At 71.0% G+C, this 26,374-nt stretch carries 18 protein-coding genes; 15 read left to right on the top strand and 3 right to left on the bottom strand.

Features of this window, described 5'->3' with window-relative positions:
- Positions 1–105: 105 nt before the first annotated feature.
- From ACWEVS_RS15035 to ACWEVS_RS15005, 7 genes are all read left to right on the top strand, one after another.
- Positions 106–1,416: an MFS transporter gene (locus ACWEVS_RS15035; protein WP_452551915.1), complete on the top strand. Its 1,311-nt coding sequence runs from the start codon at positions 106–108 to the stop codon at positions 1,414–1,416.
- A gap of 139 nt (positions 1,417–1,555) precedes the next feature.
- Complete coding sequence (locus ACWEVS_RS15030; RefSeq protein WP_449925817.1) at positions 1,556–3,511, top strand: molybdopterin oxidoreductase family protein; 1,956 nt, start codon at positions 1,556–1,558, stop codon at positions 3,509–3,511.
- Positions 3,508–4,908 carry an FAD-dependent oxidoreductase gene (locus tag ACWEVS_RS15025; RefSeq protein ID WP_452551913.1) on the top strand — a complete coding sequence of 467 codons (1,401 nt, stop codon included), beginning with the start codon at positions 3,508–3,510 and terminating at the stop codon, positions 4,906–4,908. Before ACWEVS_RS15030 ends, ACWEVS_RS15025 begins: the two co-directional genes overlap by 4 nt.
- A complete protein-coding gene (gene nirB, locus ACWEVS_RS15020) occupies positions 4,905–7,340 on the top strand; it encodes a nitrite reductase large subunit NirB (RefSeq protein WP_452551911.1) in 2,436 nt (811 codons plus the stop codon). The genes ACWEVS_RS15025 and nirB overlap by 4 nt, the downstream gene beginning before the upstream one ends.
- Positions 7,341–7,381: 41 nt before the next feature.
- Positions 7,382–7,726: a nitrite reductase small subunit NirD gene (nirD, locus tag ACWEVS_RS15015; RefSeq protein ID WP_354907012.1), complete on the top strand. Its 345-nt coding sequence runs from the start codon at positions 7,382–7,384 to the stop codon at positions 7,724–7,726.
- On the top strand, positions 7,723–8,886 hold the full coding sequence (locus tag ACWEVS_RS15010; RefSeq protein ID WP_354907011.1) for a uroporphyrinogen-III synthase: 1,164 nt from the start codon (positions 7,723–7,725) through the stop codon (positions 8,884–8,886). Before nirD ends, ACWEVS_RS15010 begins: the two co-directional genes overlap by 4 nt.
- Positions 8,883–9,662, top strand: coding sequence for a sirohydrochlorin chelatase (locus tag ACWEVS_RS15005; RefSeq protein WP_452551909.1), 780 nt, complete (start codon positions 8,883–8,885; stop codon positions 9,660–9,662). Before ACWEVS_RS15010 ends, ACWEVS_RS15005 begins: the two co-directional genes overlap by 4 nt.
- On the opposite strand, the gene ACWEVS_RS15000 is transcribed toward ACWEVS_RS15005, so the two are convergent.
- The 3 genes from ACWEVS_RS15000 to ACWEVS_RS14990 all read right to left on the bottom strand — a co-directional run bounded on the left by ACWEVS_RS15000 (position 9,569) and on the right by ACWEVS_RS14990 (position 13,041).
- On the bottom strand, positions 9,569–10,120 hold the full coding sequence (locus ACWEVS_RS15000) for a hypothetical protein (protein ID WP_449925456.1): 552 nt from the start codon (positions 10,118–10,120) through the stop codon (positions 9,569–9,571). The two genes, ACWEVS_RS15005 and ACWEVS_RS15000, sit on opposite strands and share 94 nt — an antisense overlap.
- Before the next feature lie 993 nt (positions 10,121–11,113).
- Entirely contained in the window at positions 11,114–11,971 is an 858-nt protein-coding gene (locus tag ACWEVS_RS14995) for a PAC2 family protein (RefSeq protein ID WP_354907008.1), read from the bottom strand.
- Between the two features lie 614 nt (positions 11,972–12,585).
- The gene (locus ACWEVS_RS14990; RefSeq protein ID WP_449925452.1) at positions 12,586–13,041 is read right to left on the bottom strand and encodes a universal stress protein; all 456 of its coding nucleotides are present in this window, start codon (positions 13,039–13,041) and stop codon (positions 12,586–12,588) included.
- Positions 13,042–13,104: 63 nt separating this feature from the next.
- Here ACWEVS_RS14990 and metH point away from each other — a divergent pair, with 63 nt between their 5' ends.
- From metH to ACWEVS_RS14950, 8 genes are all read left to right on the top strand, one after another.
- Complete coding sequence (metH, locus tag ACWEVS_RS14985) at positions 13,105–16,563, top strand: methionine synthase (protein WP_452551907.1); 3,459 nt, start codon at positions 13,105–13,107, stop codon at positions 16,561–16,563.
- A gap of 780 nt (positions 16,564–17,343) precedes the next feature.
- Positions 17,344–17,997 carry an HAD family hydrolase gene (locus ACWEVS_RS14980; protein WP_354907005.1) on the top strand — a complete coding sequence of 218 codons (654 nt, stop codon included), beginning with the start codon at positions 17,344–17,346 and terminating at the stop codon, positions 17,995–17,997.
- Between the two features lie 1,373 nt (positions 17,998–19,370).
- Complete coding sequence (locus tag ACWEVS_RS14975; protein WP_452552024.1) at positions 19,371–19,841, top strand: cellulose synthase; 471 nt, start codon at positions 19,371–19,373, stop codon at positions 19,839–19,841.
- A gap of 317 nt (positions 19,842–20,158) precedes the next feature.
- Positions 20,159–21,157: an ABC transporter permease gene (locus tag ACWEVS_RS14970; protein ID WP_354907004.1), complete on the top strand. Its 999-nt coding sequence runs from the start codon at positions 20,159–20,161 to the stop codon at positions 21,155–21,157.
- A gap of 55 nt (positions 21,158–21,212) precedes the next feature.
- Complete coding sequence (locus ACWEVS_RS14965) at positions 21,213–22,988, top strand: ABC transporter substrate-binding protein (protein WP_449925445.1); 1,776 nt, start codon at positions 21,213–21,215, stop codon at positions 22,986–22,988.
- Between the two features lie 80 nt (positions 22,989–23,068).
- On the top strand, positions 23,069–24,082 hold the full coding sequence (locus ACWEVS_RS14960) for an ABC transporter permease (protein WP_354907002.1): 1,014 nt from the start codon (positions 23,069–23,071) through the stop codon (positions 24,080–24,082).
- Entirely contained in the window at positions 24,079–25,107 is a 1,029-nt protein-coding gene (locus ACWEVS_RS14955) for an ABC transporter ATP-binding protein (RefSeq protein ID WP_449925442.1), read from the top strand. Before ACWEVS_RS14960 ends, ACWEVS_RS14955 begins: the two co-directional genes overlap by 4 nt.
- A complete protein-coding gene (locus ACWEVS_RS14950; protein WP_449925439.1) occupies positions 25,104–26,117 on the top strand; it encodes an ABC transporter ATP-binding protein in 1,014 nt (337 codons plus the stop codon). The genes ACWEVS_RS14955 and ACWEVS_RS14950 overlap by 4 nt, the downstream gene beginning before the upstream one ends.
- The last annotated feature ends 257 nt before the right edge of the window (positions 26,118–26,374 follow it).

The following is a 26,374-nucleotide window of genomic DNA, read 5'->3' as shown; positions in this document are numbered from 1 at the left end:
CTGTTACGGCGGTGAGTCACCTGTAACCGGCGCACCGTCACAGAACGTCAAGGTGCGTAACCCGCCCCTCCTACGGTCGAGATCCCCCGAACCGTAGGAGGAACGATGGCGCGTTGGATCACCGACTGGCACCCGGACGACCCCGCCTTCTGGGAGCGCGACGGCAGGCGCGTGGCCAGGCGCAACCTGGCCTTCTCCATCCTGGCCGAGCACCTCGGCTTCACCGTCTGGACGCTGTGGAGCATCGTCGCGGCCAAGATGGGCGGCTACGACTTCTCCACCGATCAGCTGTTCTGGTTGGTCGCGCTGCCCAACCTGATCGGCTCGGCGCTGCGTGTCCCTTACACCTTCGGCCCCGCCAGGTTCGGCGGGCGGACCTTCACCGTGGCGAGCGCGCTGCTCCTGCTGGTCCCCGCGATCCTGCTCGGCGTCGCCGTCAGCGACCCCGGCACGCCGTACTGGGTGTTCCTGGTGATCGCGGCGACGGCGGGTGTCGGCGGCGGCAACTTCGCCTCCAGCATGGCCAACATCACCTACTTCTTCCCCCAGCACAGGCAGGGCTCGGCGCTCGGGCTCAACGCCGCGGGCGGCAACATCGGCGTCAGCTCGGTGCAGCTGGTCATGCCGCTGGTGATCGGCGCGTTCGGGCTGGCCGCGGCGGGCTGGTTCTGGGTGCCGTTCATCGTGGTCTCGGCCGCCTGCGCCTGGTTGTTCATGGACGACCTGTCCAGCGCCAAGGCCAGGCCGCGCGAGCAGTGGGCGGTCGCCGGCAAGGCGCACACCTGGGTGATGTCGTTCCTCTACATCGGCACGTTCGGCTCGTTCATCGGCTACTCCACCGCCTTCCCCCTGCTGGCCAAGAGTCTGTTCCCCGGTTCGGCGTGGGCGCAGGTCGCCTTCGTCGGGCCGCTGCTCGGCTCGCTGATCAGGCCGGTCGGCGGCTGGCTGTCCGACCGCCTCGGCGGCGCGCGCGTCACCCTCTGGAACTTCGCCGCCATGGGCGCCGGCGTGGCCCTGGTCTGGGCGGCCGGCGGCTCGGGGAACTTCTGGCTGTTCTTCCTGGCCTTCCAGACGCTGTTCGTCACCGCCGGCATCGGCAACGGCTCCACCTACCGGATGATCCCGGCCATCTTCCAGGCCAAGGCCGCCGCCGAGCTCGGCGGCGGCGAGGCGGCCCTCCTGTACGGCAAGCGCCAGGCCTCGGCCGCGATCGGCATCATCTCGGCGATCGGGGCGTTCGGCGGGTTCCTCATCAACCGCGGTTTCGGCATGTCCTTCGCCCGCACCGGCAGCCCCGCTTGGGCCTTCGTCGCCTTCGGCCTCTTCTACGCCGCCTGTTTCGCCCTCACCTGGTGGTGCTACGTGCGGACGGTCGGCGTGACCAGGGTGCCGAGCCTCGCGCACGCCCGGGTCTGAGCGCCTCACTTCGGCGGTGAGCCGCTGTTAGCACGCCGGTAACAGAAGGGACCCAGATGTGAAACGCCCCAAAAGCACCATCGATCGCGTGATCGCACCCACCCTCACCCACTGCCCGTACTGCGCCCTGCAGTGCGGCATGGCGCTGATCCCGGGGGAGCGCGTCACCGTCGAGGCCACCGACGCGCTGTGCCAGAAGGGCTGGACCGCGGCCGACCTGCTGTCGAGCCCCGACCGGCTGACCACGCCCCTGCTGGACGGCGGTCCCGCCACCTGGGAGCAGGCGCTCGACCACGTCGCCGCCCGCCTCCAGGAGGTGCGCGCCGCGCACGGCCCCGACGCGGTGGCGGTCTTCGGCGGGGGAGGGCTCACCAACGAGAAGGCCTACCAGCTCGGCAAGTTCGCCCGGGTCGCGCTCGGCACCAGCCAGATCGACTACAACGGCCGCTTCTGCATGTCGTCGGCGGCGGCCGCCTCGATCAGGGCGTTCGGCGCCGACCGGGGGCTGCCCTTCCCCGTCACGGACCTGGCCGCCGCCGACGTGGTGCTGGTGGCGGGCGGCAACCCGGCCGAGACCATGCCGCCGCTGGTCAGGCAGCTCACCGGGCCGGCGCTGATCGTCATCGACCCCAGGCGTACGGCGACGGCCAAGCTGGCCGGGCTCCACCTGCAGCCGACGCCAGGCACCGACCTGGCGCTCGCGCTCGGCCTGCTGCACCTGGCGATCGCCGAGGACGCGATCGACACCGGTTACGTCGAGCGCCGCACGACCGGGTTCGAGGCGGTGCGCACGTCGGTGTCCCCGTGGTGGCCCGAGCGCGTCGAACGGCTCACGGGGGTGCCGGTCGCCGCCATGCGCCAGGCCGTGCAGATGCTGAAAAATGCGGATAAGGCGGTGGTGTTGACGGGGCGCGGCGCCGAACAGCACGCCAAGGGCACCGACACCGTCACCGCCTTCATCAACCTGGCCCTGGCCCTCGGCCTGCCCGGCACGCCCGGATCCGGCTACGGCTGCTTGACCGGACAGGGCAACGGCCAGGGCGGCAGGGAGCACGGCCAGAAGGCCGACCAGCTGCCCGGCTACCGCAGGATCGTCGACCCCGCCGCCCGCGCGCACGTCGCCGCCGTCTGGGGCGTCGACCCCGCCTCGCTCCCCGGCCCAGGACGGTCGGCCTACGAGCTGCTCGACGCGCTCGGCACCGCCGGCGGGCCCAGGGCGCTGCTGCTGTTCGGCTCCAACCCGGTCGTCTCCGCCCCCGGGTCGGCGCACGTCGCCGAGCGGCTGAAGGCCCTCGACCTGCTCGTCGTCGTCGACTTCGTGCCGAGCGAGACCGCCCGCATCGCCGACGTCGTGCTGCCCGGCACCCAGTGGGCCGAGGAGGACGGCACGATGACCAACCTGGAGGGCAGGGTCCAGCGGCGCCGCCGGGCCGTCGCGCCGCCCGCGGGCGTCAAGACCGACCTGGAGATCATCCAGGAGCTCGCCCGGCGGATGGGCCACAACTGGCCCGCCGGCCCGCGCGAGGTCTTCGACGAGCTGCGCCGCGCCTCCCAGGGCGGCACCGCCGACTACGCCGGCATCACCGGCGAGCGCGACGGGGTGTTCTGGCCCTGCCCCGCACCCGACCACCCCGGCACGCCCCGCATGTTCCTCGACCGCTTCCACACCCCCGACGGGCGCGCCCGGTTCGTCCCCGTCGACCACCGGCCCGCCGCCGAGGAGACCGACGCCGACTACCCCGTCCACCTCACCACCGGACGCCTGCTGGCCCACTACCAGTCGGGCGCCCAGACCCGCAGGATCGCGCCGCTCGTCGCGGCCGCGCCGGAACCCTACGTCGAGATCCACCCCGACCTGGCCGAACACCTCGCGATCGGCGCCGGCGACCTGGTACGGGTCAGCAGCCGCCGCGGCTGCGTCGAAGCCGTGGCCAGGATCAGCGACGCGATCAGGTCCGACACGGTGTTCATGCCCTTCCACTGGGAGGGCGCCAACCGCCTGACCAACCCCGCGCTCGACCCCACGTCGAGGATGCCCGAGTTCAAGGTCTGCGCCGTGAAGCTGGACAAGCTGGAGAAGGGGAAGCCGGCATGAGACTCCTGGTCATCGGCAACGGCATGGCCGGCGCCCGCCTGGTCGGCGAGGTCCGGGCACGCGACAAGGACATCGAGGTCACCGTCCTCGGCGCCGAGAGCCGCCAGCCCTACAACCGGGTGCTGCTGTCGAACGTCCTGGCCGGCAGCTCGGGGCCGGACCAGGTCCGGCTGCTCGACCCCTCCTGGTACGGCGAGCACGACGTCGAGGCCCACCTCGGCACCCGCGCCGTCCAGATCGACAGGCAGACCAGGACGGTCACCGCCGCGGACGGGCGGCGCTTCCCCTACGACGTGCTGGTGCTGGCCACCGGCAGCCAGGCCGTCGTGCCGCCGATCCCCGGCGCCGGACGGGCCCTGCCGTTCCGCACGCTCGACGACTGCCGGGCGATACTGGCCGACAGCCGCGGCAGCGCCAGGGCGGTCGTCATCGGCGGCGGGCTGCTCGGCATCGAGGCCGCGCGCGGACTGGCCGGCCGCGGCCTGCCGGTCACGCTGCTGCACCTGGCCGGCCACCTGATGGAACGCCAGCTCGACGCCGAAGCCGGCCTCGTGCTCGGCGAGACCCTCGCGGGCCTCGGCGTGGACATCCGCACCGGCGTCAGCGCCGCCGAGATCCTGACCGAGGGCGTACGGCTGGCCGACGGGAGCCTCGTCGAGGGCGACCTGGTCGTGCTGGCCTGCGGCGTCCGGCCGGAGACCGAGCTGGCCGTCCAGGCCGGCCTGGAGGTACGGCGCGGCGTCGTCGTCGACGACGAGCTGCGCACCGACGACCCGGCCGTCTTCGCGATCGGGGAGTGCGCCGAGCACGACGGCGTCGTCTACGGCCTGGTGGCCCCCGCATGGGAGCAGGCCGCCGTCGCGGCCGACGTGATCACCGGCGCCGCCAAGGACGCCCGCTACCGCGGCTCCCGCCAGGTGACCAGGCTGAAGGCCAAGAGCGTCGAGCTGGCCGCGATGGGGGAGACGCACCTGACCGAGGAGCACGCCGAGGTCGTGCGCTTCAGCCACCGGGCCACAGGCACCTACCGCAAGCTCGTCATCCGCGACGGGCGCCTGGTCGGCGCGATCCTGCTGGGCGAGAGCGCGGCGGTCGGCACCCTCACCCAGCTCTACGACAGGGGAGCGCCACTGCCGGGCGACCGGGCCGGGCTGCTGTTCCCCGGCCTGAGCGGAGCGGCGGTGGCCGACAGCCCCGTCAGGATGCCCGACTCGGCCAAGGTCTGCCAGTGCAACAACGTGACCAAGGGCCAGATCAGAGCGTGCTGGGAGTCCGGCGCGCGTGACGTGACAGCGGTGGCGGCCGCGACGAGGGCCACGACCGGCTGCGGCACCTGCCGCGACGCCGTCGAGGGCATCGTCGGCTGGCTGTGCGAGCAGGAAGGGGTTTCCGCGTGAACAGGGTCGTCGTGGTCGGCTACGGTCCCGCCGCGCACAGGTTCGTCGAGACGCTGCTGGCCAGGGGCTTCGACGGGCGCATCACGGTCTTCGGCGAGGAGCCCCGCCCCGCCTACGACCGGGTGGCGCTCACCTCCTACCTGACCGGCACCGGCTTCGCCGACCTCAAGCTGCCCGACCTGCCAGGCGCGCTGACCCGGCTGTCGGCGCGCGTCACCCGGATCGACCGGGCCGCCAAGGTCGTCACGACCGCCGACGGGCACGCCGAGCCGTACGACACGCTGGTGCTGGCCACGGGATCGGCGCCGTTCGTGCCGCCGGTGCCCGGCGCCTCCCGCGCCTTCGTCTACCGCACCATCGACGACCTGGAGCTGATCAGGAAGGCCGCCTCCCACGCCACCCGCGGCGTGGTCGTCGGCGGCGGGCTGCTCGGCCTGGAGGCCGCCGACGCGCTGCGCGGGCTCGGCCTCGACACCCACATCGTGGAGCTGAGCCCCTGGCTGATGCCCCGGCAGGTCGACGAGGGCGGCGGCGCCGTGCTCAAGGACCACATCTCCAGGCTCGGCCTGTCGGTGCACGCGGGCCTGTCGCCGGCCGCGATCGAGCCGGGCAAGGTCGTGCTCGGCGACGGCCGGACGATCGAGGCCGACGTGGTCGTCTTCTCCGTCGGCATCAAGCCTCGCGACGAGCTGGCCCGCGACTGCGGCCTGGAGGTGGGCGAGCGCGGCGGCATCGTCGTCGACGCCGGCATGCGGACCGCCGACCCGGCCGTCTACGCCGTCGGCGAGTGCGCGCTGGCCGGCGGCAAGGTCTACGGCCTGGTCGGACCGTGCTTCACCCAGGCCGAGGTCGCCGCCGACCGCGTGCTCGGCGGCGGCTCCACCTTCGACGGGGCCGACCTGTCGACCAGGCTGAAGCTCCTCGGCGTCGAGGTCGCCCAGTTCGGCGCGATGGAGGGGGCGCTCGACGTCACCTACATGGACCCCGTGGGCGGCGTGTACAAGAAGCTGTTCGTCTCCGACGACGCCCGGACGCTGCTCGGCGGCATCTGCGTGGGCGACGCCGCGCCGTACACGACGCTGAAGCCGTTCGTCGGCAAGCCGCTGCCCGCCGCCCCCGCCGACCTGCTGTTCACCGGGTCGGCGGTGAACCTCGACCTGCCCGACGACGCCCAGGTCTGCTCGTGCAACAACGTCACGGCCGGCGACCTGCGCGGCGCCATCGGCGACGGGGCGAGCGACGTGCCGGGACTGAAGGCGTGCACCAGGGCGGGCACCACTTGCGGATCGTGCGTGCCGATGCTGAAGCGGCTGCTGGAGAGGTCGGGCGTCGAGCTGTCCAAGGCGCTGTGCGAGCACTTCGACCACAGCAGGGCCGAGCTGTTCGACATCGTCCGGGTGCGCGGGATCACCACCTTCTCCGAGCTGATCGGCCTGTACGGCAGGGGCCGCGGCTGCGACATCTGCAAGCCCGCCGTCGCCTCCATCCTCGCCTCCCTGCACAACGGGCACGTCCTCGACGGCGAGCGGGCGGCCCTGCAGGACACCAACGACCACTTCCTGGCCAACATCCAGAAGAACGGCACCTACTCGGTCGTGCCCCGCGTCCCCGGCGGCGAGATCACCCCGGACAAGCTCATCGTCGTCGGCGAGGTCGCCCGCGACTTCGGCCTCTACACCAAGATCACCGGCGGCCAGCGGATCGACCTGTTCGGCGCCCGCGTCGAGCAGCTGCCCCAGATCTGGAAGCGCCTGGTCGACGCCGGCTTCGAATCCGGCCACGCCTACGGCAAGGCGCTGCGCACGGTGAAGTCCTGCGTCGGCTCCACCTGGTGCAGGTACGGCGTGCAGGACTCGGTCGGCCTCGCCATCGCCCTCGAACTGCGCTACCGGGGCCTGCGCTCCCCGCACAAGCTGAAGTCCGCGGTCTCGGGCTGCGCCAGGGAGTGCGCCGAGGCCAGGTCGAAGGACTTCGGGATCATCGCCACCGAGAAGGGCTGGAACCTGTACGTCGGCGGCAACGGCGGCTTCCAGCCCCGCCACGCCGACCTGCTGGTCTCCGACGTGTCCACCGAGCAGCTGATCACGATCGTCGACCGGTTCCTGATGTTCTACATCCGCACCGCCGACCGCCTGCAGCGCACGTCCGCCTGGCTGGAGTCCCTCGAGGGCGGGCTCGACCACCTGCGGTCGGTGATCGTGGACGACGCGCTGGGCATCTGCGACGCCCTCGACGCGCAGATGGACCGGCACGTGGCCACCTACGTCGACGAATGGCGGGCCACCATCGAGGATCCCGACAAGCTCAGCAGGTTCGTCAGCTTCGTCAACGCCCCCGGCACCCCCGACCCGTCGATCGTCTTCGAGACCGAACGCGACCAGATCAAGCCCGTCCTCATCCCCGTGGACCGGCTCACCTCCGCCGCCACCTGAGCCCCCCGCCGCCCCCGCCCGACCAGAAAGGAGCACCAGAGATGACCGTCGCCGAGCTCCCCACCCGCACCTGGGTCCCCGTCTGCGCCTACACCGCCCTGCTGCCGGAGCGGGGAGCGTGCGCCCTCGTCGACGGGCGGCAGGTGGCGCTGTTCCGCACCTTCGACGGCCGGGTCCACGCCGTCGGCAACCGCGACCCCTTCTCCGGCGCCCACGTCCTGTCCCGCGGCATCGTCGGCTCCAGGGGCGAGGAGCCCACCGTCGCCTCGCCCATGCACAAGCAGGTCTTCTCCCTGGTCACCGGCCAGTGCCTGGACGACCCGACGGTCGCCGTGCCGACCTATCCGACCCGAGTGAACGACGGCAGAGTGGAGGTGGGGCTTTGACCGCCCTGACCGTGGAAGAGCCGAGATCGCCGGAGACGGCGCCCGACGCGCTGGCCGGATTCACCATCGGCGTCACCGCGACCAGGCGGCGCGAGGAGTTCCGCGCGCTGCTGGAACGGCGCGGCGCCCGCGTGGTGAGCGCCCCGGCCATCAGGCTCGTCCCGCTGGCCGAGGACAGCGACCTGCTCGCCGCCACCCGCCGCAGCCTGGAAGCCCCCGTCGACGACGTCGTCGTCACCACCGGCGTCGGGTTCCGCGGCTGGATGGCCGCCGCCGAAGGCTGGGGGCTGTCGGCCGAGCTGTCGCACCACCTCACCCGCGCCAGGCTGCTCACGCGGGGCCCCAAGGCCAGGGGAGCGGTCCGCGCCGCCGGCCTCAACGACCACTGGACACCGGCCACCGAGTCGTGCGAGGAGGTCAAGCAGCACCTGCTCGCCCAGGACCTGCGCGGCCGCCGCATCGCCGTCCAGCTGCACGGGGAGCCGCTGACGGGATTCGTCGCCGAACTCCGCGCGGCAGGCGCCGAGGTCATCGAGGTGCCCGTCTACCGGTGGCTGCCCTACCGCGACATCTCACCGCTGCGCCGCCTGGTCAGCCAGGCCATCACGGGCGGCGTCGACGCGGTTGCCTTCACCAGCGCCCCCGCCGTGCTGGCGATGCTCAACTCCGCGCGCGCCGACGGCCTGGAGGAGGCGCTGCTGTCGGCGTTCGCCGGACGCGTCGTGGCCGCGTGTGTCGGCCCGGTGACCGCCCAGCCGCTGCAGTCCAAGGGCGTGCCAGTGATCCAGCCGGACCGCTCCAGGCTCGGCGCCCTCGCCAGGACGCTCGCCAGGCACCTGCCCGAGCACGGCGTCACGCGGCTGGTGGCCGGCGGGCACGCACTGGAGATCCGCGGCCACGCCGTCGCCGTGGACGGCGAGCTCAAACCCCTGCCACCCGCGCCCATGGCGGTGCTCAAGCGCCTGGCCGACAAACCCGGCCACGTGGTGCCGCGCTCGGAGCTGCGCACGGCCCTGCCGGGCGGCGCGGCGCGCGAGTCGGCCGAGCACGCGGTCGAGATGGCGGTCACCCGGCTGCGCAGGGCCCTCGGCCCCGGCGGCATCGTCGAGACCGTGGTCAAGCGCGGCTACCGCCTGGCCACCCACCGGGACGACCGGTGAACTTCGCGCTGCCGTACGGGAACGGGCACGGCACGCTGGTGATCGCCGCGCACGGCACGCGCAGCGCGGCGGGCCTGCGCACGCTCTCCCGGCTCGCCGCCGCCGTCCGCAACCTACGCGAGGGGCACCGCGTCGAGCTCGCCTACCTGGAGATCAGCGAGCCGCTGCTCGCGGACGTGCTGCCGGGGCTGCCGGGGCCGGTCACCGTCGTCCCGCTGCTGCTGGCCGGCGGCTACCACGTCCACGTGGACCTGCCGGGCGTCATCGCCGCTACCCGTCCCGACGCCACCGTGGCCCCGCCGCTCGGCCCGCACCCGCTGCTCACCTCCGCGCTGGTCCGCCGGCTCGCCGGGGCGGGACTGCGCGCCACCGACGCGGTCGTCCTGGGCGCGGCCGGCTCCTCCGACCCCGCGGCCCAAGCTGCCGTCAGAGCCGCCGCGCGCCTGCTCGCCGTACGGCTCTCGCGCCCGGTCACCGCCGCCTTCGCGGCAGGCGGCACCCCCACCGTGCGCGAGGCGCTGGAGCGCATGCGGCACGGTCCAGCGCCTCGCGTCGTCCTCGCCTCCTACCTGCTGGCGCCCGGCTTCTTCCACGACAGGCTGGCCGCCTGCGGTGCCGCCGCGGTCACCGACCCGATCGGCGCCGACCCTGACCTGGCCGCCCTGGTATGGGCACGCCACGATCAGGCGTCGGGCTCCAGCCGCAACTCCTTGACGATCTCCTCCGCGCCGGCGTCCCGCGAGGGGCCCGCGTCCGCGCCGACGAACATCTCGTAGTAGGCGTGCTGGAAGCAGCCGGCCAGCAACAGCCTGGCGCTGGCCACCGGATCGACCGACGGCGCCACCCTGCCGAGCCGCTGCTCGGCCGCCAGGTAGTCGGCCAGCGGAACGATCTCGGCCATCGGGCCCAGACCGTTGTCGCGTACGGCCGCGCGGAAGCGGACCGTCACCGAAGGAGAGGTGAAGGCGGGCAGCGCCGCCGACTGGACCTCGAGGTAGTAGTCGATGCCCGCCCTCGCGATGGGGAGCAGGTTGTCGCTCACCCGTCCCTTCCCCACGAGGTGGGACAGGTCGTGCAGGATCCGGAGCCAGAGCGGGAGCCGGTCCTGGAGCAGGGCGAGGAACAGGTCGACAGGTCCTCCGCCGCGCTCCTCCCGCAGGGACAGCGCCATCTCCAGCACGCGGCGCCTGGTGTCCTGGCTTCTCTGGTGCGGGTCGACATGGGAAGTAGCCATGGTTGCCCTAACGTGCGCAGTCACAGGGGTAGGTTCAACGTGGCCGTGCCGGAATTCACTGATGTTGCTAAGACGTGTTTCTCCTGGTTATCGGATCGTTGCGAGCTGGCGTGCCAGCCTGGCGCATTCCGGTCGAAACGCGCGGGGCACTGATTATTGCCTGAAACCGTTGGGAAATCCGGTGATTGAATCCTGAAACTTCCCTGACAGTTGTCACGACATGTCGCCCACCTTTGGACATGCCGGGCGGCCGGGGCGGGGAGGAGACGGCCTGGTGCGTGTGGAGGGCGAGCTCAGGGGCTGTCTGGTCGAGGCGGTGCGGTCCGGTGCCGCCGGGCCGAAACCCGAAAGAACTTTCACGAGTGGATGTAAAGGACCCACCAAAGTGGGCATTTCCGGACGCCGCTTTCATGGTTTCGGCCCCTTTGTGGCGCTCGCCTGGGTGATACGCGAGCCGCTTGGCCCGGAAACACACGAGATCCGGGGGCCGCCCTGTGTCTGCGCAAGAAGTGAGACGCCTGCCGTCCTCAGCGGCGCCGTCGGGATCCTCGGGCAGGGAGCGGGCGCAGTATCGAGTGGCGTGCGGGCTGCGCTCGGCGGGGCCGTTGGGGTGCTCGGGCGGGGGTCGGGTGGCGTGCGGGCCGCGCTCGGCGGGGTCATTTGGGGCGAGCGTGTCGTCCTGAGCGGGGTGGGGTGCTCGGCAGGGGGTGGGTGGTGTCCGGTGGCGTGCGCGCCGCGGCTCAACGGGGTCATTCGGGGTGGTGCGTGTGCCGTCCTGCGCGCAGCGCGAGGGGCGCTCGGCAGGGTGCTGCTGTCAGGTGGCGTGCGGGCTGCTGTGCGTGGCTGTTTGGGGCGGTATGCGTGCCGTCCTGAGGGTGGCCGCATGGGGGGTGCTCGGGCCGGCCCTGACTGGGCGGTTCGCGAGGATGGCGGGGGTGTTTGGGCGCCACGAAGCCGGGGGTGCCGGTCAGGCGGTCGCGGGCTCGCTCGGGACTACTGGTCGCCCGGGTCGCGATCCCTGCGGCGCAGGTAGCGCTCGAACTCCGCCGCGATCGCGTCACCCGACGCCTCGGGCAGCTCGGCCGCGTCCTTGCGCTCCTCCAGCTCCTTGACGTACTCGGCCACCTCGCTGTCCTGCGAGGCCAGTTCGTCGACGCCGGTCTCCCACGCGCGGGCCTCCTCGGCGAGGTCGCCCAGCGGCACCGGGATCTCCAGCACGTCCTCCACCCTGCGCAGCAGCGCGAGCGTCGCCTTCGGGTTGGGCGGCTGGGCGACGTAGTGGGGCACCGACGCCCACAGCGAGACGGCCCGCAGCCCGGCCACGCCGAACGCGTGCTGCAGCACCCCGACGATGCCCGTCGGCCCCTCGTAGCGGCTCAGCTCCAGGTTGATCGAGCGGGCGAGCCCCTCCTCGGTAGCCGACCCCACGATCGGCACGGGACGGGTGTGCGGCGAGTCGTTGAGCAGCGCGCCCAGCATGATCGCCATCTCGATGCCCAGCTCGCGGCAGATCCCGATGATCTCCTCGCAGAAGCCGCGCCAGCGCATGTTGGGCTCGATGCCGCGCAGCAGCACCACGTCGCGCTCGACGCCGGGCGGGCGGGCCAGCGACAACCTGGTCGTCGGCCAGACGATCGAGCGGGTCAGCCCGTCACCCATCTCCACGATGGGGCGCGTGACCTGGAAGTCGTAATAGTCTTCCGGGTCCAGCGCGATCAGCGGCTCGGCCTTCCACTGGCTCTCCAGGTGCGCGATGACGCCGCTGGAGGCCTCACCTGCGTCGTTCCACCCTTCGAACGCGGCGATGAGCACCGGATCGACGAGCTCGGGGAGCCCTTCGAGCTCGATCACGCGCCGCCTCCTCTCGCTGGTCTCAACGCCTAAGCCTATGCGGTGGACAGCGCTTTACGTCACTGATCTCCACGGGCGTAATCCCACCGGGCCCCGCACGCCCGGTCCTCGGTCGAGAACGGCAGGTCAACGGCGGTACAGGCGGCGTAGAAGGGGCTGGTTCCGTGGTGCGGCACCTCTTCGTCCGGCTGCGGGGCCGCACCCCTGCCGGTCCCGAGGGCCGGTCCGAGCGCCGGTCCCGAGTGCCGGGACGCAGGGGGAGTGCGTTCCGCGAGTGACTTCGCCGGGCGACGTTTACCGGCCCGGCCGAAGTCCTGCTGGAGTATGCGTGAAGGACGGGCGGTCACCGGTGACGAGGGTGGCCTTGACCCGGCTTGCCGTACCGGATGGGGCGCGGGAAGACCGTCGCATCGGACGGTCCCCGCGCAAAGACCGTCGCACCGGATGGGGCGCGGGAAGACCGTCGCACCGGACGGTCCCTTCGCGAAGGGCGCCGCATCGGACGGTCCCCGCGGAGAGGACATCGCAGAACGGGCCGGAAACCCGCAGGGCTGGACGGATCCTGCACAGGACTCGTGGGACGGATCGCGGGCCCTGGTGAAGCGCCGGTGTGGTCAGTGGCCCGAGGTGGTGTGGACGATCAGGACGTCGCACGAGGCGCGGTGGGTGACGTTGGAGGGGACCGAGCCCAGCAGGCGTCCCGCCAGGCTGTTGAGCCCGCGGTTGCCGACCACGAGCAGGTCGGCGTGGTGCCGGTCGGCCAGTTTGACGAGCACGTCGACCGCGTCGCCCTCCTCCGCCGCCAGCAGGATGTCGTCGGCGCCCGCCGCGACCGCGTGTTCGCGGGCCGCGCGCAGGGCGTCGTCGGCGGGCGTGGATCCGCTGACCTTGTAGGCCAGGTCGCCGAGCACGTCGGCGGCGGCCGCGCGGGAGCTCTCGCGCATGGGGATGTAGGCGCAGGCCAGCACGAGAGTGGCGCGGGTGGCGGCGGCCAGCGCGGCGGCGGCGGTCACGGCGCGGAAGGAGGAGGCGGAGCCGTCGGTGCCGACAAGTACGGTGCGGTAGGCCATGGAGGACCCCAATTGGACTCAGTGTCAATTGTCGACAGGGTAGCGCCCGTTAAGCTTGACCGCATGAACGCCTCCCCGTCTTTCCGCGAAGTCCTCTCCCAGCGCGTGATGGTCGCCGACGGTGCGATGGGGACGATGCTGCAGTCATATGACCCGACCCTCGACGACTTCGAGGGCTACGAGGGCTGCAACGAGGTGCTGAACGTCACCAGGCCCGACATCGTCAGCGGTGTTCACGACGCCTACTTCGCGGTCGGCGTCGACTGCGTCGAGACCAACACCTTCGGCGCCAACATGGCGGCGCTGGGCGAGTACGACATCGCCGACAGGGTCTACGAGTACTCGGAGGCGGGCGCCCGCCTGGCCCGGGAGCGCGCCGACCACTGGTCCACGCCCGAGCACCCGCGGTTCGTGCTCGGCTCGATGGGTCCTGGCACCAAGCTGCCCACGCTCGGCCACCTGCCGTTCGCCACGCTGCGCGACGCCTACCGCGACAACGCGGCGGGCCTGATCGCCGGCGGCGCCGACGCGCTGATCATCGAGACCTGTCAGGACCTGCTCCAGGTCAAGGCCGCCGTCGTCGGCGCCAAGCGGGCGATCGAGGCCGCGGGCCGCGACGTGCCGATCATCGCCCAGGTCACCATCGAGACCAACGGCGCCATGCTGCTCGGCTCCGAGATCGGCGCCGCCCTCACCGCGATCGAGCCGCTCGGCGTCGACCTCGTCGGCCTCAACTGCGCCACCGGCCCCGCCGAGATGAGCGAGCACCTGCGCTACCTCGCCCGCCACTCGCGGCTGCGCCTTTCCTGCATGCCCAACGCGGGCCTGCCCGTCCTCACCTCCGACGGCGCCTACTACCCGCTGAGCCCTGGCGAGCTGGCCGACGCCCACGAGACCTTCGCCCGCGACTACGGCCTGTCGCTCGTCGGCGGCTGCTGCGGCACCACGCCCGAGCACCTGCGCCAGGTCGTCGAGCGCGTCCGCGGCCAGCAGCCGGCGACGCGCAGGCCGCACCCCGAGCCGGGCGCCTCCTCGCTCTACCAGACCGTCCCGTTCCGCCAGGACACCTCCTACCTGGCCATCGGCGAGCGCTGCAACACCAACGGCTCCAAGGCCTTCCGCGAGGCCATGCTCGAAGGCCGCTGGGACGACTGCGTCGAGATGGCCCGCGAGCAGGCCCGCGACGGCGCCCACATGCTCGACCTGTGCGTCGACTACGTCGGCCGCGACGGCGTCGCCGACATGAAGGAGCTGGCCTTCCGCTTCGCCACCGCCTCCACCCTGCCGATCATGCTCGACTCCACCGAGTCCGAGGTGCTCAAGGCCGGTCTGGAGATGCTCGGCGGCCGAGCGGTCGTCAACTCCGTCAACTACGAGGACGGGCGCGGGCCCGAGTCCCGCTTCCACAAGACCATGACCGCGGTGCGCGAGCACGGCGCGGCCGTCGTGGTCATGTGCATCGACGAGAACGGCCAGGCGCGCACCGCCGCCGAGAAGGCCCGCATCGCCTCGGAGACGATCGACGACCTGGTCGCCAACTGGGGCATGAAGGTCTCCGACATCATCGTCGACTGCCTGACCTTCACCATCGCCACCGGCATGGAGGAGTCGCGCAAGGACGGCCTGGAGACCGTCGAGGGCATCCGCGAGCTCAAGCGCCGCTACCCCGAGGTGCAGACGACGCTCGGCCTGTCCAACATCTCCTTCGGCATCAACCCGGCCGCCCGCATGGTGCTCAACTCGGTGTTCCTCAACGAGTGCGTCAACGCCGGCCTCGACTCGGCGATCGTCCACGCCTCCAAGATCCTGCCGATGTCGCGCATCCCCGACGAGCAGCGCCAGGTCGCGCTCGACATGATCTACGACCGCCGCCGCGACGGCTACGACCCGCTGCAGAAGTTCATCGCGATGTTCGAGGGCGTCGACGCCGCGGCGCTGCGCGCGGGCAAGGCCGAGGAACTGGCCGCGCTGCCGCTGTGGGAGCGGCTCAAGCGGCGCATCATCGACGGCGAGCGCAAGGGCCTCGAGGCCGACCTCGACGAGGCGCTCGCGCAGCGCCCCGCGCTGGAGATCATCAACGACGTCCTGCTCGACGGCATGAAGACGGTCGGCGAGCTGTTCGGCTCCGGCCAGATGCAGCTGCCGTTCGTGCTGCAGTCGGCCGAGGTCATGAAGAACGCCGTCGCCTACCTCGAACCCCACATGGACAGGGTCGAGGGCGAGTCCAAGGGCCGCATCGTGCTGGCCACCGTCAAGGGCGACGTCCACGACATCGGCAAGAACCTGGTCGACATCATCCTGTCCAACAACGGCTACGAGGTCGTCAACCTCGGCATCAAGCAGCCGGTCAGCACCATCCTGGAGACCGCCGACCAGAAGAACGCCGACGTCATCGGCATGTCCGGGCTGCTGGTGAAGTCGACGGTCGTGATGAAGGAGAACCTCGAGGAGATGAACTCCCGGGGCATCTCCCAGCGCTACCCCGTGCTGCTCGGCGGCGCCGCCCTCACCCGCGCCTACGTCGAGCAGGACCTGGCCGAGCTGTTCGATGGCGAGGTCCGCTACGCCCGCGACGCCTTCGAGGGCCTGCGGCTGATGGACGCCTTCATGGCGCACAAGCGCGAGGGCTCCCCGCTGCCCGCGCTGCGCGAGCGCCGCGTCAAGTCCGGCGCCACCCTCGTCCGCACGCCCGTCGAGGAGCTCCCGGCCCGCTCCGACGTGGCCGCCGACAACCCCGTCCCCGTCGCGCCGTTCCACGGCGACCGCATCGTCAAGGGCATCTCGCTCCAGGAGTACGCCGCCTTCCTCGACGAGCGGGCGCTGTTCCTCGGCCAGTGGGGCCTCAAGCCCACCAGGGGCGGCGACGGACCCGGCTACGACGAGCTCGTCGAGACCGAGGGCAGGCCCAGGCTGCGGATGTGGCTCGACCGCATCCAGACCGAGGGACTGCTGGAGGCGGCCGTCGTCTACGGCTACTTCCCGTGCGTCAGCGACGGCGACGCGCTCATCATCCTCGACGACGCGGGCAACGAGCGCACCCGCTTCACCTTCCCGCGCCAGCGGCGCGACCGGCACCTGTGCCTGTCCGACTTCTTCCGGTCGAAGGACTCCGGAGAGGTCGACGTCGTCGGCTTCCAGATCGCCACCATGGGCGGCAAGATCTCCGAGGCCACGGCCGAGCTGTTCGCCAAGGACGCCTACCGCGACTACCTCGAGCTCCACGGCCTGTCGGTGCAGCTCACCGAGGCGCTGGCCGAGTACTGGCACGCCAGGGTCCGCTCGGAGCTCAGCATCGGCGGCCAGGAATCCCTCGACGACATGCTGAAGGTCAACATCCAGGGCTGCCGCTACTCCTTCGGCTACCCCGCCTGCCCCAACCTGGAGGACCAGGTGCAGCTCTTCGAGCTGCTCGACCCGGGCCGGATCGGCGTCACGCTGTCGGAGGAGTTCCAGCTCCACCCCGAGCAGGCCACCTCGGCCCTGGTCGCCCACCACCCGGAAGCCAAGTACTTCAACGTTTAACTGCGCGCCGCGGTGGCAGAGGCAGCCCAAGGGCACCCCTGCCACGCGCCGGCCGGCCGCCACGCCCACAGAACAGGCGGCCCGGCGAGCCCGCACCATCGATCGCGTCGCCCGCGCCACGGACGCCGCACTCATCGGATGCGGCGGGTCTGCGCGGTCGTGACTGCTGGGGCGCGGTCGCCCGACCGCGTCGGGCAGGCGCCTGCCAGGTCGCTCGGTGGCCGGACGCTCCGGGTCGTTCGGTTGCGGCGGTCGGACACGTGGCGGTCGTTCGGCTGCGGTGGGGGATATTCCGGCCGATCAGCTGTGGCGGGAAGACGCTCTCCGGCCGCTCGTCGCGGCAGGCGGGCACCGTTCCGCCGCCGGCCTTCCGAGGGCGCGGGCGTCGTCCGGCCTATCCAGACGGGCGCCGTCCCGTCGCCGGCCGCCGTGGGGAGTGTCGCCCCGCGCACCGGGGTCCTTGGCGGGGTAGGGTGCAATCCCTTGGCGTTCGTGGAGCATGCGGCGGGGTCGGGCCCGTCGGCGTCGTTCGGGCTGGACGCGGCGGAGTCCGGTCCCCTGGCGTTCGTGGTGGGCAGGCCGCGGCCCTCCCCGTACGGCAAGCGGGCGCAAGCGCCACCCGGGGCGCGGGGCGGGCCTCCGTCCAGGGATACGCTCACCGAGCCCACGTGGCTGGCCGCCGTCACGGCGCTACCAACCACCTCAGAAGCGGACCCGAACAATACCAAGTCACGAGGACGCCCTACCGTAGAAGTCCGTATCGAGTGCATCGGGGGAAACGTGGACGCCGCATTCTTCGACATGGACGGCTTGCTGGTCGACACCGAGAAGGTGTGGCTGAAGATCGAGATCGAGGTGATGTCCCGCCTCGGCGGCATCTGGACTCCCGAGCACCAGACCCACCTCGTCGGCGGTTCCATGGAACGCACCGTCGACTACATGCTCGCCGTGTCGGGCTCGTCCGTCGCGCCGGAGACCCTGCGCGAGTGGATGATCGACGGGATGGTCACCGCGCTGGCCGGAGGCGTGCAGACCATGCCGGGCGCGATCGAACTCCTGGAGAGCCTGCGCGCCGAGGGCGTGCCCGTCGGGCTGGTCACCTCGTCCCTCAAGGAGATCGCCGAGGCGGTGCTGGCCTCGGTGGGCCGCGACCGGTTCGACGTCATCGTGACGGCCGACGACGTGACCCACACCAAGCCCGACCCCGAGCCGTATTTGACCGCGGCCCGCCTGCTGGACGTAGAGCCGGTGCGATGCGTCGTGCTGGAGGACTCACCCAACGGTGTGGCGGCGGGAACGGCCGCCGGATGCGCTGTGGTGGCGGTCCCCAGTCTGCTGCCGATCGAGCCCGCACCCGGCCGGTTGGTGGTGTCGTCCCTCATGGAGATCACGCCCGACCACCTGCGCGCCCTCGTGCCCCCTCTCAACCTCTGATCCCAGCCTCCCCCCAACCACCTCGCTCCTGAGGTGCTACCTACCGCCCTGCTCTTGTGGCCTGTTGCGTTGGCGCTACCGCTCGCCCTGCCTCCGAGGCCGCCTCGCTCCCGAGGCACTGCCGTCGTGCGACCCGCTGCCGAGGCGCTTCCGCCCTGCTTCGGGGCAGGCTGGCGAGGCGCTAGTGCCTGTACGGACTTCGCCTCATAGCCCTGGGTCTTAACGATGGGGCTTTGGCTCATAGCCCGGGCTCGTAGCGACGTCATGATGGCTCTTCGGCTCGTGGCTCCCGACCCCGGCGCGTCGTCCCGCCCTTGTCTGACGGCCTCGGCTCCTGGGCTTGGCCTCTGGGACGGTGGTCCTCGCCCGGGCCGGCGGTCGCGGCTGCTCCATCGGCCTGGGCGGCCCCCGGGACAGCGAACCGCCGCTACACGGTGGCAGATGTACACGGGCGACGTTGCGGACGCCCGCCACGTCCTGCTGGAGCGGCGTGGTAGGACAGGCGCCGGCCACGTGACCACGGTGGGCTCGTCCCGGCTTGCCGTACGGGTAGGGGCACGCAGGGGTGCGGAGGCGAGCACGCAAGGCGACCAGACGGGGACGAGCGGGGCGGCCGGGACCGGGGTAGGCGCGGTGCCCGGCAGGGCGTCCGGGTGGGGGATGAGTGGGCGCCCTGGCACGAGGCGGCCAGAGCGCCCGGACTGGGGACGGGCAGGGCGTCTGGGTTGGGGATGGGCAGCGCGGCCGGGTGGGGGCGGGCAGGGCGTCTGAGTTGGGGACGGGCAGGGCGCCTGGGCGCGCATCGGCCAGAGCACCCGGATTGGGGATGGGCAGGGCGCTCGGGCGGCGGATGGCGGGATGCCAGGCGCGGGACGAGCGGGATGCCCGGGTGAAACGATCCGCGCGACGGCGGCGAGGAGCGGCCCGCCGGACCCGGGCGGGCGGACAGCAACCGGCACCCGAAACCACCGCGCACGCGTCTCCCGACCATCGCGCACGCGTCTCCCGACGAGAATGCACGCGTCTCCCGACGACGGCGCACGCGACACGCGTCTCCCGACGACGGCGCACGCGTCTCCCAACGATCGCGCACCTCCCGGCCAACGCGCATGCGCCTCCCCGCACGCCCGCTCTCGCCGGGCTGAGCGTCCGGTCGAGAGGGGCAGGGGCAAGGGAGGTCCGGCGACGGTGGCGGCGATGGCGATGGTGGCGGCGATGGTGGCGGCGACGGCGACGGTGGCGGTGGCGGGAACTCCCGGCGAACGGAACCGAAAAACCACCCCCTAAGGGAAAGATCCCTCCTCAGGGAGGAGCGGCGACGGCCGGACCGCGTGCCAGGATGGAGACGTCAGCCGAGATGAGGGGTGGCCAATATGGGCGGATTCAATACCATCGCGTGGTTGCCGTTGTGTGCCGGCGCCACCGGCCTGGGGCTGGTGTTCAGCTTCCTGCTGCTGCGCCGTAGAGGAGTCCATGCCGCGATGCGGATGACGGCCTGGTCGCTGCTGCCGATGGCCGCCTACCTCACCGGCGCGCTGGCCGCTCTGTGGACCATCGGCGCGACGGCGGTCGGCTTCGTCACCAGCCTGGTGTTCAACCCGATGACCTGGGCCGGGGTGGTGCTCGCCGGTCTGTCGGTGGTGCTGTTCATGGTCTCGGGCGTGATCAGGTCGAGGAAGCTGTCGGCGGGGGAGGGCAAGGCCCCGGCCGCCTCGGGGGAGAAGCCTGCGCCGGCCGCGAAGGCCGCCACGGCAAAGCCTGCGGTCACGCCGCGGCAGCCCAAGACGAACGACGACGATTTCTCCGATATCGAGGACATTCTCAAGCGCCGCGGAATCAGCTAACGCGCACGCCAGTGCAATGTCACAGTTCCGAGATGCAACCGGAACGGGCTGTAGACATTCTGTCCAAGATCGATACGAATGAGTTTCGCCGGAATCACAGTTGAGCCACATCGACCTCTTGGGGGCTAGTCAGCGCAGCTCAGGCCATACATTCTGCCTCCTGGGACCGTGACGGACGGTCCTGGCAAGCACGGGCGTGAGTCCAGACCGGGCCGGTGCCCGTGACGGACGACGCCGTCTCACCCAGGGGGCACGAGCAGTATGCGCACAACCCCGGTCGTGCCAGCCCCCTGGAAGGTCAGGACAGAGGAGGGCGCATGACCGCACCGCTCGACGTGCCGGAGTCAGCCAGCTCGGCGGCTCCCGAAGCGGTGGTGGCAGCAACCAGCGGCAAGGCCATCGAGGGCCGTTCGCTCGGCCAGATCGCCTGGCGGCGGCTCAAGCGGGACAAGGTCGCGATGGCAGGCGCCAGCGTGATCATCTTTCTCATGCTGGTGGCCGTCTTCGCGCCGCTGATCGTGGGAGCGCTGGGGCATGACCCGCTGCAGTACCACGAGGATCTCGTCGACAGCGGCACGCTCGCGCCGAAGGGAGCCTACGGCGGGATCAGCTCCGAGTTCCTGTTCGGAGTCGAGCCGGTCAACGGCCGCGACATCTTCAGCAGGGTCGTCTACGGCGCGCGCATCTCGCTGCTGATCGCCTTCCTCGCCACCCTCGTGTCGGTGGTCATCGGCACGGCGCTGGGCGTCATCGCCGGCTACTGCGGCGGCTGGATCGACAGCTTCATCGGCAGGGCGATGGACGTCTTCCTCGCCTTCCCGCTGCTGGTGTTCGCGCTCGCGCTGGCCGGTGTGGTGCCGGACCAGGCGTTCGGGCTGTCCGGCGACACCCTCCGCGTCACGCTGCTGATCTTCATCATCGGCTTCTTCAACTGGCCCTACCTCGGCCGCATCATCCGGGGCCAGACGCTGTCACTCCGCGAGCGCGAGTTCGTCGACGCCGCCAGGAGCCTGGGCGCCCGCGGGCCGTACATCATCTTCCGCGAGCTGCTGCCCAACCTGGTCGCGCCGATCCTGATCTACGCGACGCTGCTGATCCCGTCGAACATTCTGTTCGAGGCGGCGCTGTCGTTCCTCGGCGTGGGTGTGCGACCGCCGACTCCCACGTGGGGCGGCATGCTCTCCGACGCGGCCAGGTTCTACACGATCCCGCACTTCATGATCTTCCCCGGATTGGCGATCTTCATCACCGTGCTTGCGTTCAACCTGTTCGGCGACGGCCTGCGGGACGCGCTCGACCCGCGTGGCAGCCGCTGACCCCTCCCGGACTCCCTTTAACCCTGCTTCCAACCCAAAGGGGTGCGACACCTTGATGAGAAGAAAAGCGCTGACGACAGCCACGGCCGGGCTCACTCTCGCCATGGCACTGGCGGCCTGTGCGGGCACGCCGACCCAGACCCCCGGCCAGGGTCAGAGCGCCCCCGCGAGCTCCGGCGCCTCGGGCGCCGCGGAAGTGGCAGACGCCGCGGTGGGCAAGATCTACAACCCTTCTGACAAGAAGGGCGGCACTCTCAAGATGGCCAACACGGCCGACTGGGACAGCCTCGACCCCGGCAACACCTACTACGGCTACGCCCTGAACTTCGCCCGCCTGTACGGCCGCGCGCTGCTGATGTTCAAGGCCGCGCCCGGCCCCGACGGCAACACCCTCGTGCCCGACCTGGCCGAGAGCCTGGGCAAGTCCAGCGACGACGCCAAGACCTGGACCTACAAGCTGCGCTCGGGCATCAAGTTCGAGGACGGCACCCCGGTCACCTCCAAGGACGTCGCGTACGCGGTGGCGCGCCAGTTCGACAAGGAGGTCCACCCGAACGGGCCGTCCTACCTCAACGCGCTGCTCGACTGGCCGAAGGGCTACAAGGGCGCCTACAAGTCGAAGGACGCCGACATCTCCTCGGCCGTCGAGACGCCCGACGACCAGACGATCGTGTTCCACCTGAAGGAGCCGTTCGGTCTGTTCGACTACATCGTGCAGATGCCGATGACCATGCCCGTCCCCAAGGACAAGGACACCGGCACCAAGTACCAGGAACACATCATCTCGACGGGGCCCTACAAGTTCGAGAAGAACGAGATCGGCAAGGGCTTCACGATGGTCCGCAACGAGAACTGGGACCCGGCCACCGACCCGAACCGGCCGGCCCTGCCCGACCGCATCGAGGTGCAGACCGGCGTCAACGCCGACGACCTCGACAACCGGCTGATCTCCGGTGACGTCCAGATCGCCGTCGACGGTCTCGGCATCGGCAACGCCGCGCTGCCGAAGGTCCTGCCCGACCCGGCGCTCAAGGCCCGCACCGACAACCCGGTGCAGCAGCGCACCTGGTACACCTCGATCATTCCCGACGTCCCCCCGCTCGACAACGTCGAGTGCCGCAGGGCCATCGCCTTCGCCGCCGACCGCAGCAGCCTCTTCCGCGCCTACGGCGGTGAGACCGGCGGCATCACGGCCAGCGCGATGATCCCGCCGAGCCTGGCCGGCCACAAGGAGATCGACCTCTACAAGTCGCCCGACGACAAGGGTGACGTGGAGAAGGCCAAGGCGGCGCTCGCCAAGTGCGGCCAGCCCAACGGCTTCGAGACCAACATCTCCTACCGCACCGAGCGGACCAAGGAGAAGGCCGCGGCCGAGTCGCTGCAGCAGTCGCTCGCCCGCGTCGGCATCAAGCTCACGCTCAAGCCGTACCCGCAGGACGACTACTTCGCGCTCTACGCCGGCAAGCCGTCCTACGTCAAGGAGAACAAGATCGGCCTGGCCATCAACGGCTGGGGCTCGGACTACCCCGACACCTACGGCTTCATGCAGGCCATCATGGACAGCCGGGACATCCGCGAGGCAGGTAACTACAACCTGAGCGTCAAGTTCCCCGAGATCGACAAGATCATCGACCAGATCAAGGCCGAGCCGGACGCCGCCAAGCGCGCCGAGCTGTGGTCGCAGGTCGACCACATGGTCATCGACCAGGCCGTCGTCATGCCGAGCGTGTACGGCAAGGCCCTGTACATGCGCGGCAAGGGGCTGACCAACGTCTTCATCAGCGACTCCCAGCAGATGTACGACTACGTCGGTCTCGGCGTCCAGCAGTAAGACGAACCACACCTAGATAGGCGGGTGAAGGCAGCAGGTCCCCGGCCGGCACAACCGGCCGGGGACCGGAGCCGGGCACTGTGGTCACATACATCATCAGGCGCGTGATCGGCGCTTTGGCGATGCTGCTCATCGTGAGCATCGTCACCTTCGGGATCTTCTTCTTGGTGCCGCGCCTGGCCGGCGCAACACCGGAGGCGTTCGCCGCCCGGTACGTCGGCCGTGGGGCCAGCATGGACACCATCAAGCTGGTCGCCGAGCGGCTCGGGTTCTACGATCCCGTGATCGTGCAGTACGGGCGCTTCCTCAAGGGGATCGTGCTGGGAACCGAGTACAACACGGGAGCGGGCGTCGAGCACTGCCCCGCGCCCTGCTTCGGCTACTCCTTCATCAACCAGCAGCCCGTCTGGCCGAGCCTGATGGACCGCTCGCGTGTGACGCTGTCGCTCGGCATCGGCGCCGCGGTGCTGTGGCTGCTCGGCGGCGTGGCGACCGGTGTGCTGTCGGCGCTGCGGCGCGGCAGCTTCTTCGACCGCGCGGCCATGGGCATCGCGCTGGCCGGCGTGTCGCTGCCGATCTTCTTCACCGGCATGATCTCCCTGTCCGTCTTCAGCTACGGCCTCGGCTGGACCGCCCCCGGCGGCGCGTGGGTGGACGTCACCATCGACCCGCTGCAGTGGGCCTACAACCTGCTGCTGCCGTGGATCACCCTGGCCCTGCTGTTCGCCGCCACCTACGCCAGGCTCACCCGAGCGGGCATGCTGGAGACGATGGGCGAGGACTACATCCGCACCGCGCGCGCCAAGGGCCTGCTCGAGCGCCGCGTCGTGGTCAAGCACGGCCTGCGCGCCGCGCTGACCCCCATCGTCACCGTGTTCGGCCTGGACTTCGGCCTGCTGCTCGGCGGCGCCGTCCTGACCGAGACGACCTTCTCGCTGAACGGCCTCGGCAAGTTCTCCGTCGACGCCATCAAGAACAACGACCTGCCCGCGGTCATGGGCGTCACGCTGCTGGCCGCACTGTTCGTCGTGGTGGCCAACCTGGTCGTGGACCTCCTCTACGCTGTGGTCGACCCGAGAGTGAGGCTTTCGTGACCGCGTTCCTCGACGTCAAGGACCTGCGCATCCACTTCCCGACGGACGACGGCCTGGTCAGGTCCGTCGACGGGCTGACCTTCGCCCTCGAGCGCGGCAAGACGCTCGGCATCGTCGGCGAGTCGGGCTCGGGCAAGAGCGTGACCAGCCTCGGCATCCTGGGCCTGCACAAGGGCGGCAAGGCCAAGCTCTCCGGCGAGATCTGGCTCGACGGTGAGGAACTCGTCGGCGCCTCCGCCGATCACGTGCGCGGCCTGCGCGGCAAGAAGATGGCGATGATCTTCCAGGATCCGCTGTCGGCCATGCACCCCTACTACACGGTCGGCGACCAGATCGTCGAGGCCTACCGGATCCACAACGACGTCAGCAAGAAGGTCGCCCGCAAGCACGCGATCGACATGCTCGGCCGGGTCGGCATCCCCACGCCCGACAGGCGCGTCGACGACTACCCCCACCAGTTCTCCGGCGGCATGCGCCAGCGCGCCATGATCGCCATGGCGCTGTCGTGCGACCCCGAGCTGCTCATCGCCGACGAGCCCACCACCGCGCTCGACGTCACCGTGCAGGCGCAGATCCTCGACCTGATGCGCGACCTGCAGCGCGAGTTCAACTCCGCGCTGATCATCATCACCCACGACCTCGGCGTCGTGGCCGAGCTGTCGGACGACATCCTGGTGATGTACGGCGGCAAGTGCGTCGAGTACGGCAGCGCCGAAACGGTGTTCTACCACCCCGAACACCCCTACACCTGGGGCCTGCTCGGCTCGATGCCCCGCCTCGACAGGGAGCGCACCGAGCGGCTCATGCCGATCAAGGGATCGCCCCCCTCCCTGATCAACGTCCCCCCGGGCTGCGCCTTCCACCCGCGCTGCCCGCACGCCGCCCGCACCGAGGGCCGCTCGCAGACCGAGGTGCCCGAGCTGCTGAAGTCGGGCCCCGGCCACCTCGTCCGGTGCCACATGGCGCCGGAGGAGCGCAAGCAGCTGTGGGAGAGCGAGATCAAGCCGATGCTGGAGACCACATGAGCGAGACGCTGCTGTCCGTGCAGGACCTGCGCATGCACTTCCCCATCCACAAGGGGCTGCTGAAGCGACAGGTCGGCGCGGTCAAGGCGGTCGACGGGATCGACTTCGAGGTGCGCAAGGGCGAGACCCTCGGCCTGGTGGGCGAGTCCGGCTGCGGCAAGTCCACCACGGGACGGCTGGTGACCAGGCTCATCGAGCCCACCGGCGGCACGATCACCTTCGAGGGCCAGGACATCACCCACATGCCGCAGAGCCGGCTGCGCCCGCTCCGCCGTGACATGCAGATGATCTTCCAGGACCCCTACTCCTCGCTCAACCCCCGCCACACGGTCGGCGCCATCGTCGGCGCGCCGTTCCGCATCCAGGGGATCCAGACCGAGCAGGGCATCAAGAAGGCGGTCCAGGACATCCTGGAACTGGTCGGCCTCAACCCCGAGCACTACAACCGCTACCCGCACGAGTTCTCCGGCGGACAGCGCCAGCGCATCGGCATCGCCCGCACGCTCGCCCTGAAGCCGAAGCTCATCATCGCCGACGAGCCCGTCTCCGCCCTGGACGTCTCCATCCAGGCGCAGGTCGTCAACCTCCTCGAGGACCTGCAGAACGAGCTCGACCTCACCTACGTGGTGATCGCGCACGACCTGTCGGTGGTGCGCCACATCAGCGACAGGGTCGCGGTGATGTACCTGGGCAAGATCGTCGAGGTCGCCGACCGCAAGTCGCTGTACACCTCGCCGATGCACCCCTACACCAACGCGCTGCTGTCGGCCGTGCCGGTCCCCGACCCCAAGGCGGGCACCGAACGCGAGCGCATCCGCCTGCAGGGCGACGTCCCCAGCCCGATCAACCCGCCGCCCGCGTGCCGCTTCCACACCCGGTGCTGGAAGGCGCAGGAGATCTGCAAGAAGGTCGAGCCGCCCCTGACCGAGCTGGCCAGCGGCCACAAGGTCGCCTGCCACTTCCCGGAGAACGCCCCCGCGGCCGCCACCCCGGAACCCGCCAAGGCCTGACCCCGGCGCGCGTTCCGCCACCGCCCCGCCCGGCACGCTCTCCTGCCGGCCGGCACGGCCTCCTGGGCCGTCACCCCCCTCCGGCCCGGCACGGTGTCTGCCCGGCGGCGCGCTCTCCTCCCGGCCCGGCATGCGGTGTCCGCGCGGCGGTGCTCTCTCCTCCCGGCCCTGCTCGCGGTGTCTGCGGGGCGGCGAGGTCCTCCTTCGGCCCTGCTCGTGGCGTCTGCGGGCCGGCGTGGCCGCCTCCCGGCCCGGCA

The sequence above is a fragment of the Nonomuraea sp. NPDC003754 genome (assembly GCF_053605785.1).
Note: the sequence above shows the minus strand (reverse complement) of the source record. Positions and strands in the feature narration are given on the sequence as shown.

Excerpts from the sequence above, each read along its gene's own strand:
- ACWEVS_RS15035 (WP_452551915.1), top strand. The coding sequence starts at position 106 with ATGGCGCGTTGGATCACCGACTGGCACCCGGACGACCCCGCCTTCTGG.
- ACWEVS_RS15030 (WP_449925817.1), top strand. The coding sequence starts at position 1,556 with ATGGCGCTGATCCCGGGGGAGCGCGTCACCGTCGAGGCCACCGACGCG.
- ACWEVS_RS15025 (WP_452551913.1), top strand. The coding sequence starts at position 3,508 with ATGAGACTCCTGGTCATCGGCAACGGCATGGCCGGCGCCCGCCTGGTC.
- nirD (WP_354907012.1), top strand. The coding sequence starts at position 7,382 with ATGACCGTCGCCGAGCTCCCCACCCGCACCTGGGTCCCCGTCTGCGCC.
- ACWEVS_RS15000 (WP_449925456.1), bottom strand. The coding sequence starts at position 10,120 with ATGGCTACTTCCCATGTCGACCCGCACCAGAGAAGCCAGGACACCAGG.
- ACWEVS_RS14990 (WP_449925452.1), bottom strand. The coding sequence starts at position 13,041 with ATGGCCTACCGCACCGTACTTGTCGGCACCGACGGCTCCGCCTCCTCC.
- metH (WP_452551907.1), top strand. The coding sequence starts at position 13,105 with ATGAACGCCTCCCCGTCTTTCCGCGAAGTCCTCTCCCAGCGCGTGATG.
- ACWEVS_RS14975 (WP_452552024.1), top strand. The coding sequence starts at position 19,371 with ATGGGCGGATTCAATACCATCGCGTGGTTGCCGTTGTGTGCCGGCGCC.
- ACWEVS_RS14970 (WP_354907004.1), top strand. The coding sequence starts at position 20,159 with ATGACCGCACCGCTCGACGTGCCGGAGTCAGCCAGCTCGGCGGCTCCC.
- ACWEVS_RS14965 (WP_449925445.1), top strand. The coding sequence starts at position 21,213 with ATGAGAAGAAAAGCGCTGACGACAGCCACGGCCGGGCTCACTCTCGCC.
- ACWEVS_RS14950 (WP_449925439.1), top strand. The coding sequence starts at position 25,104 with ATGAGCGAGACGCTGCTGTCCGTGCAGGACCTGCGCATGCACTTCCCC.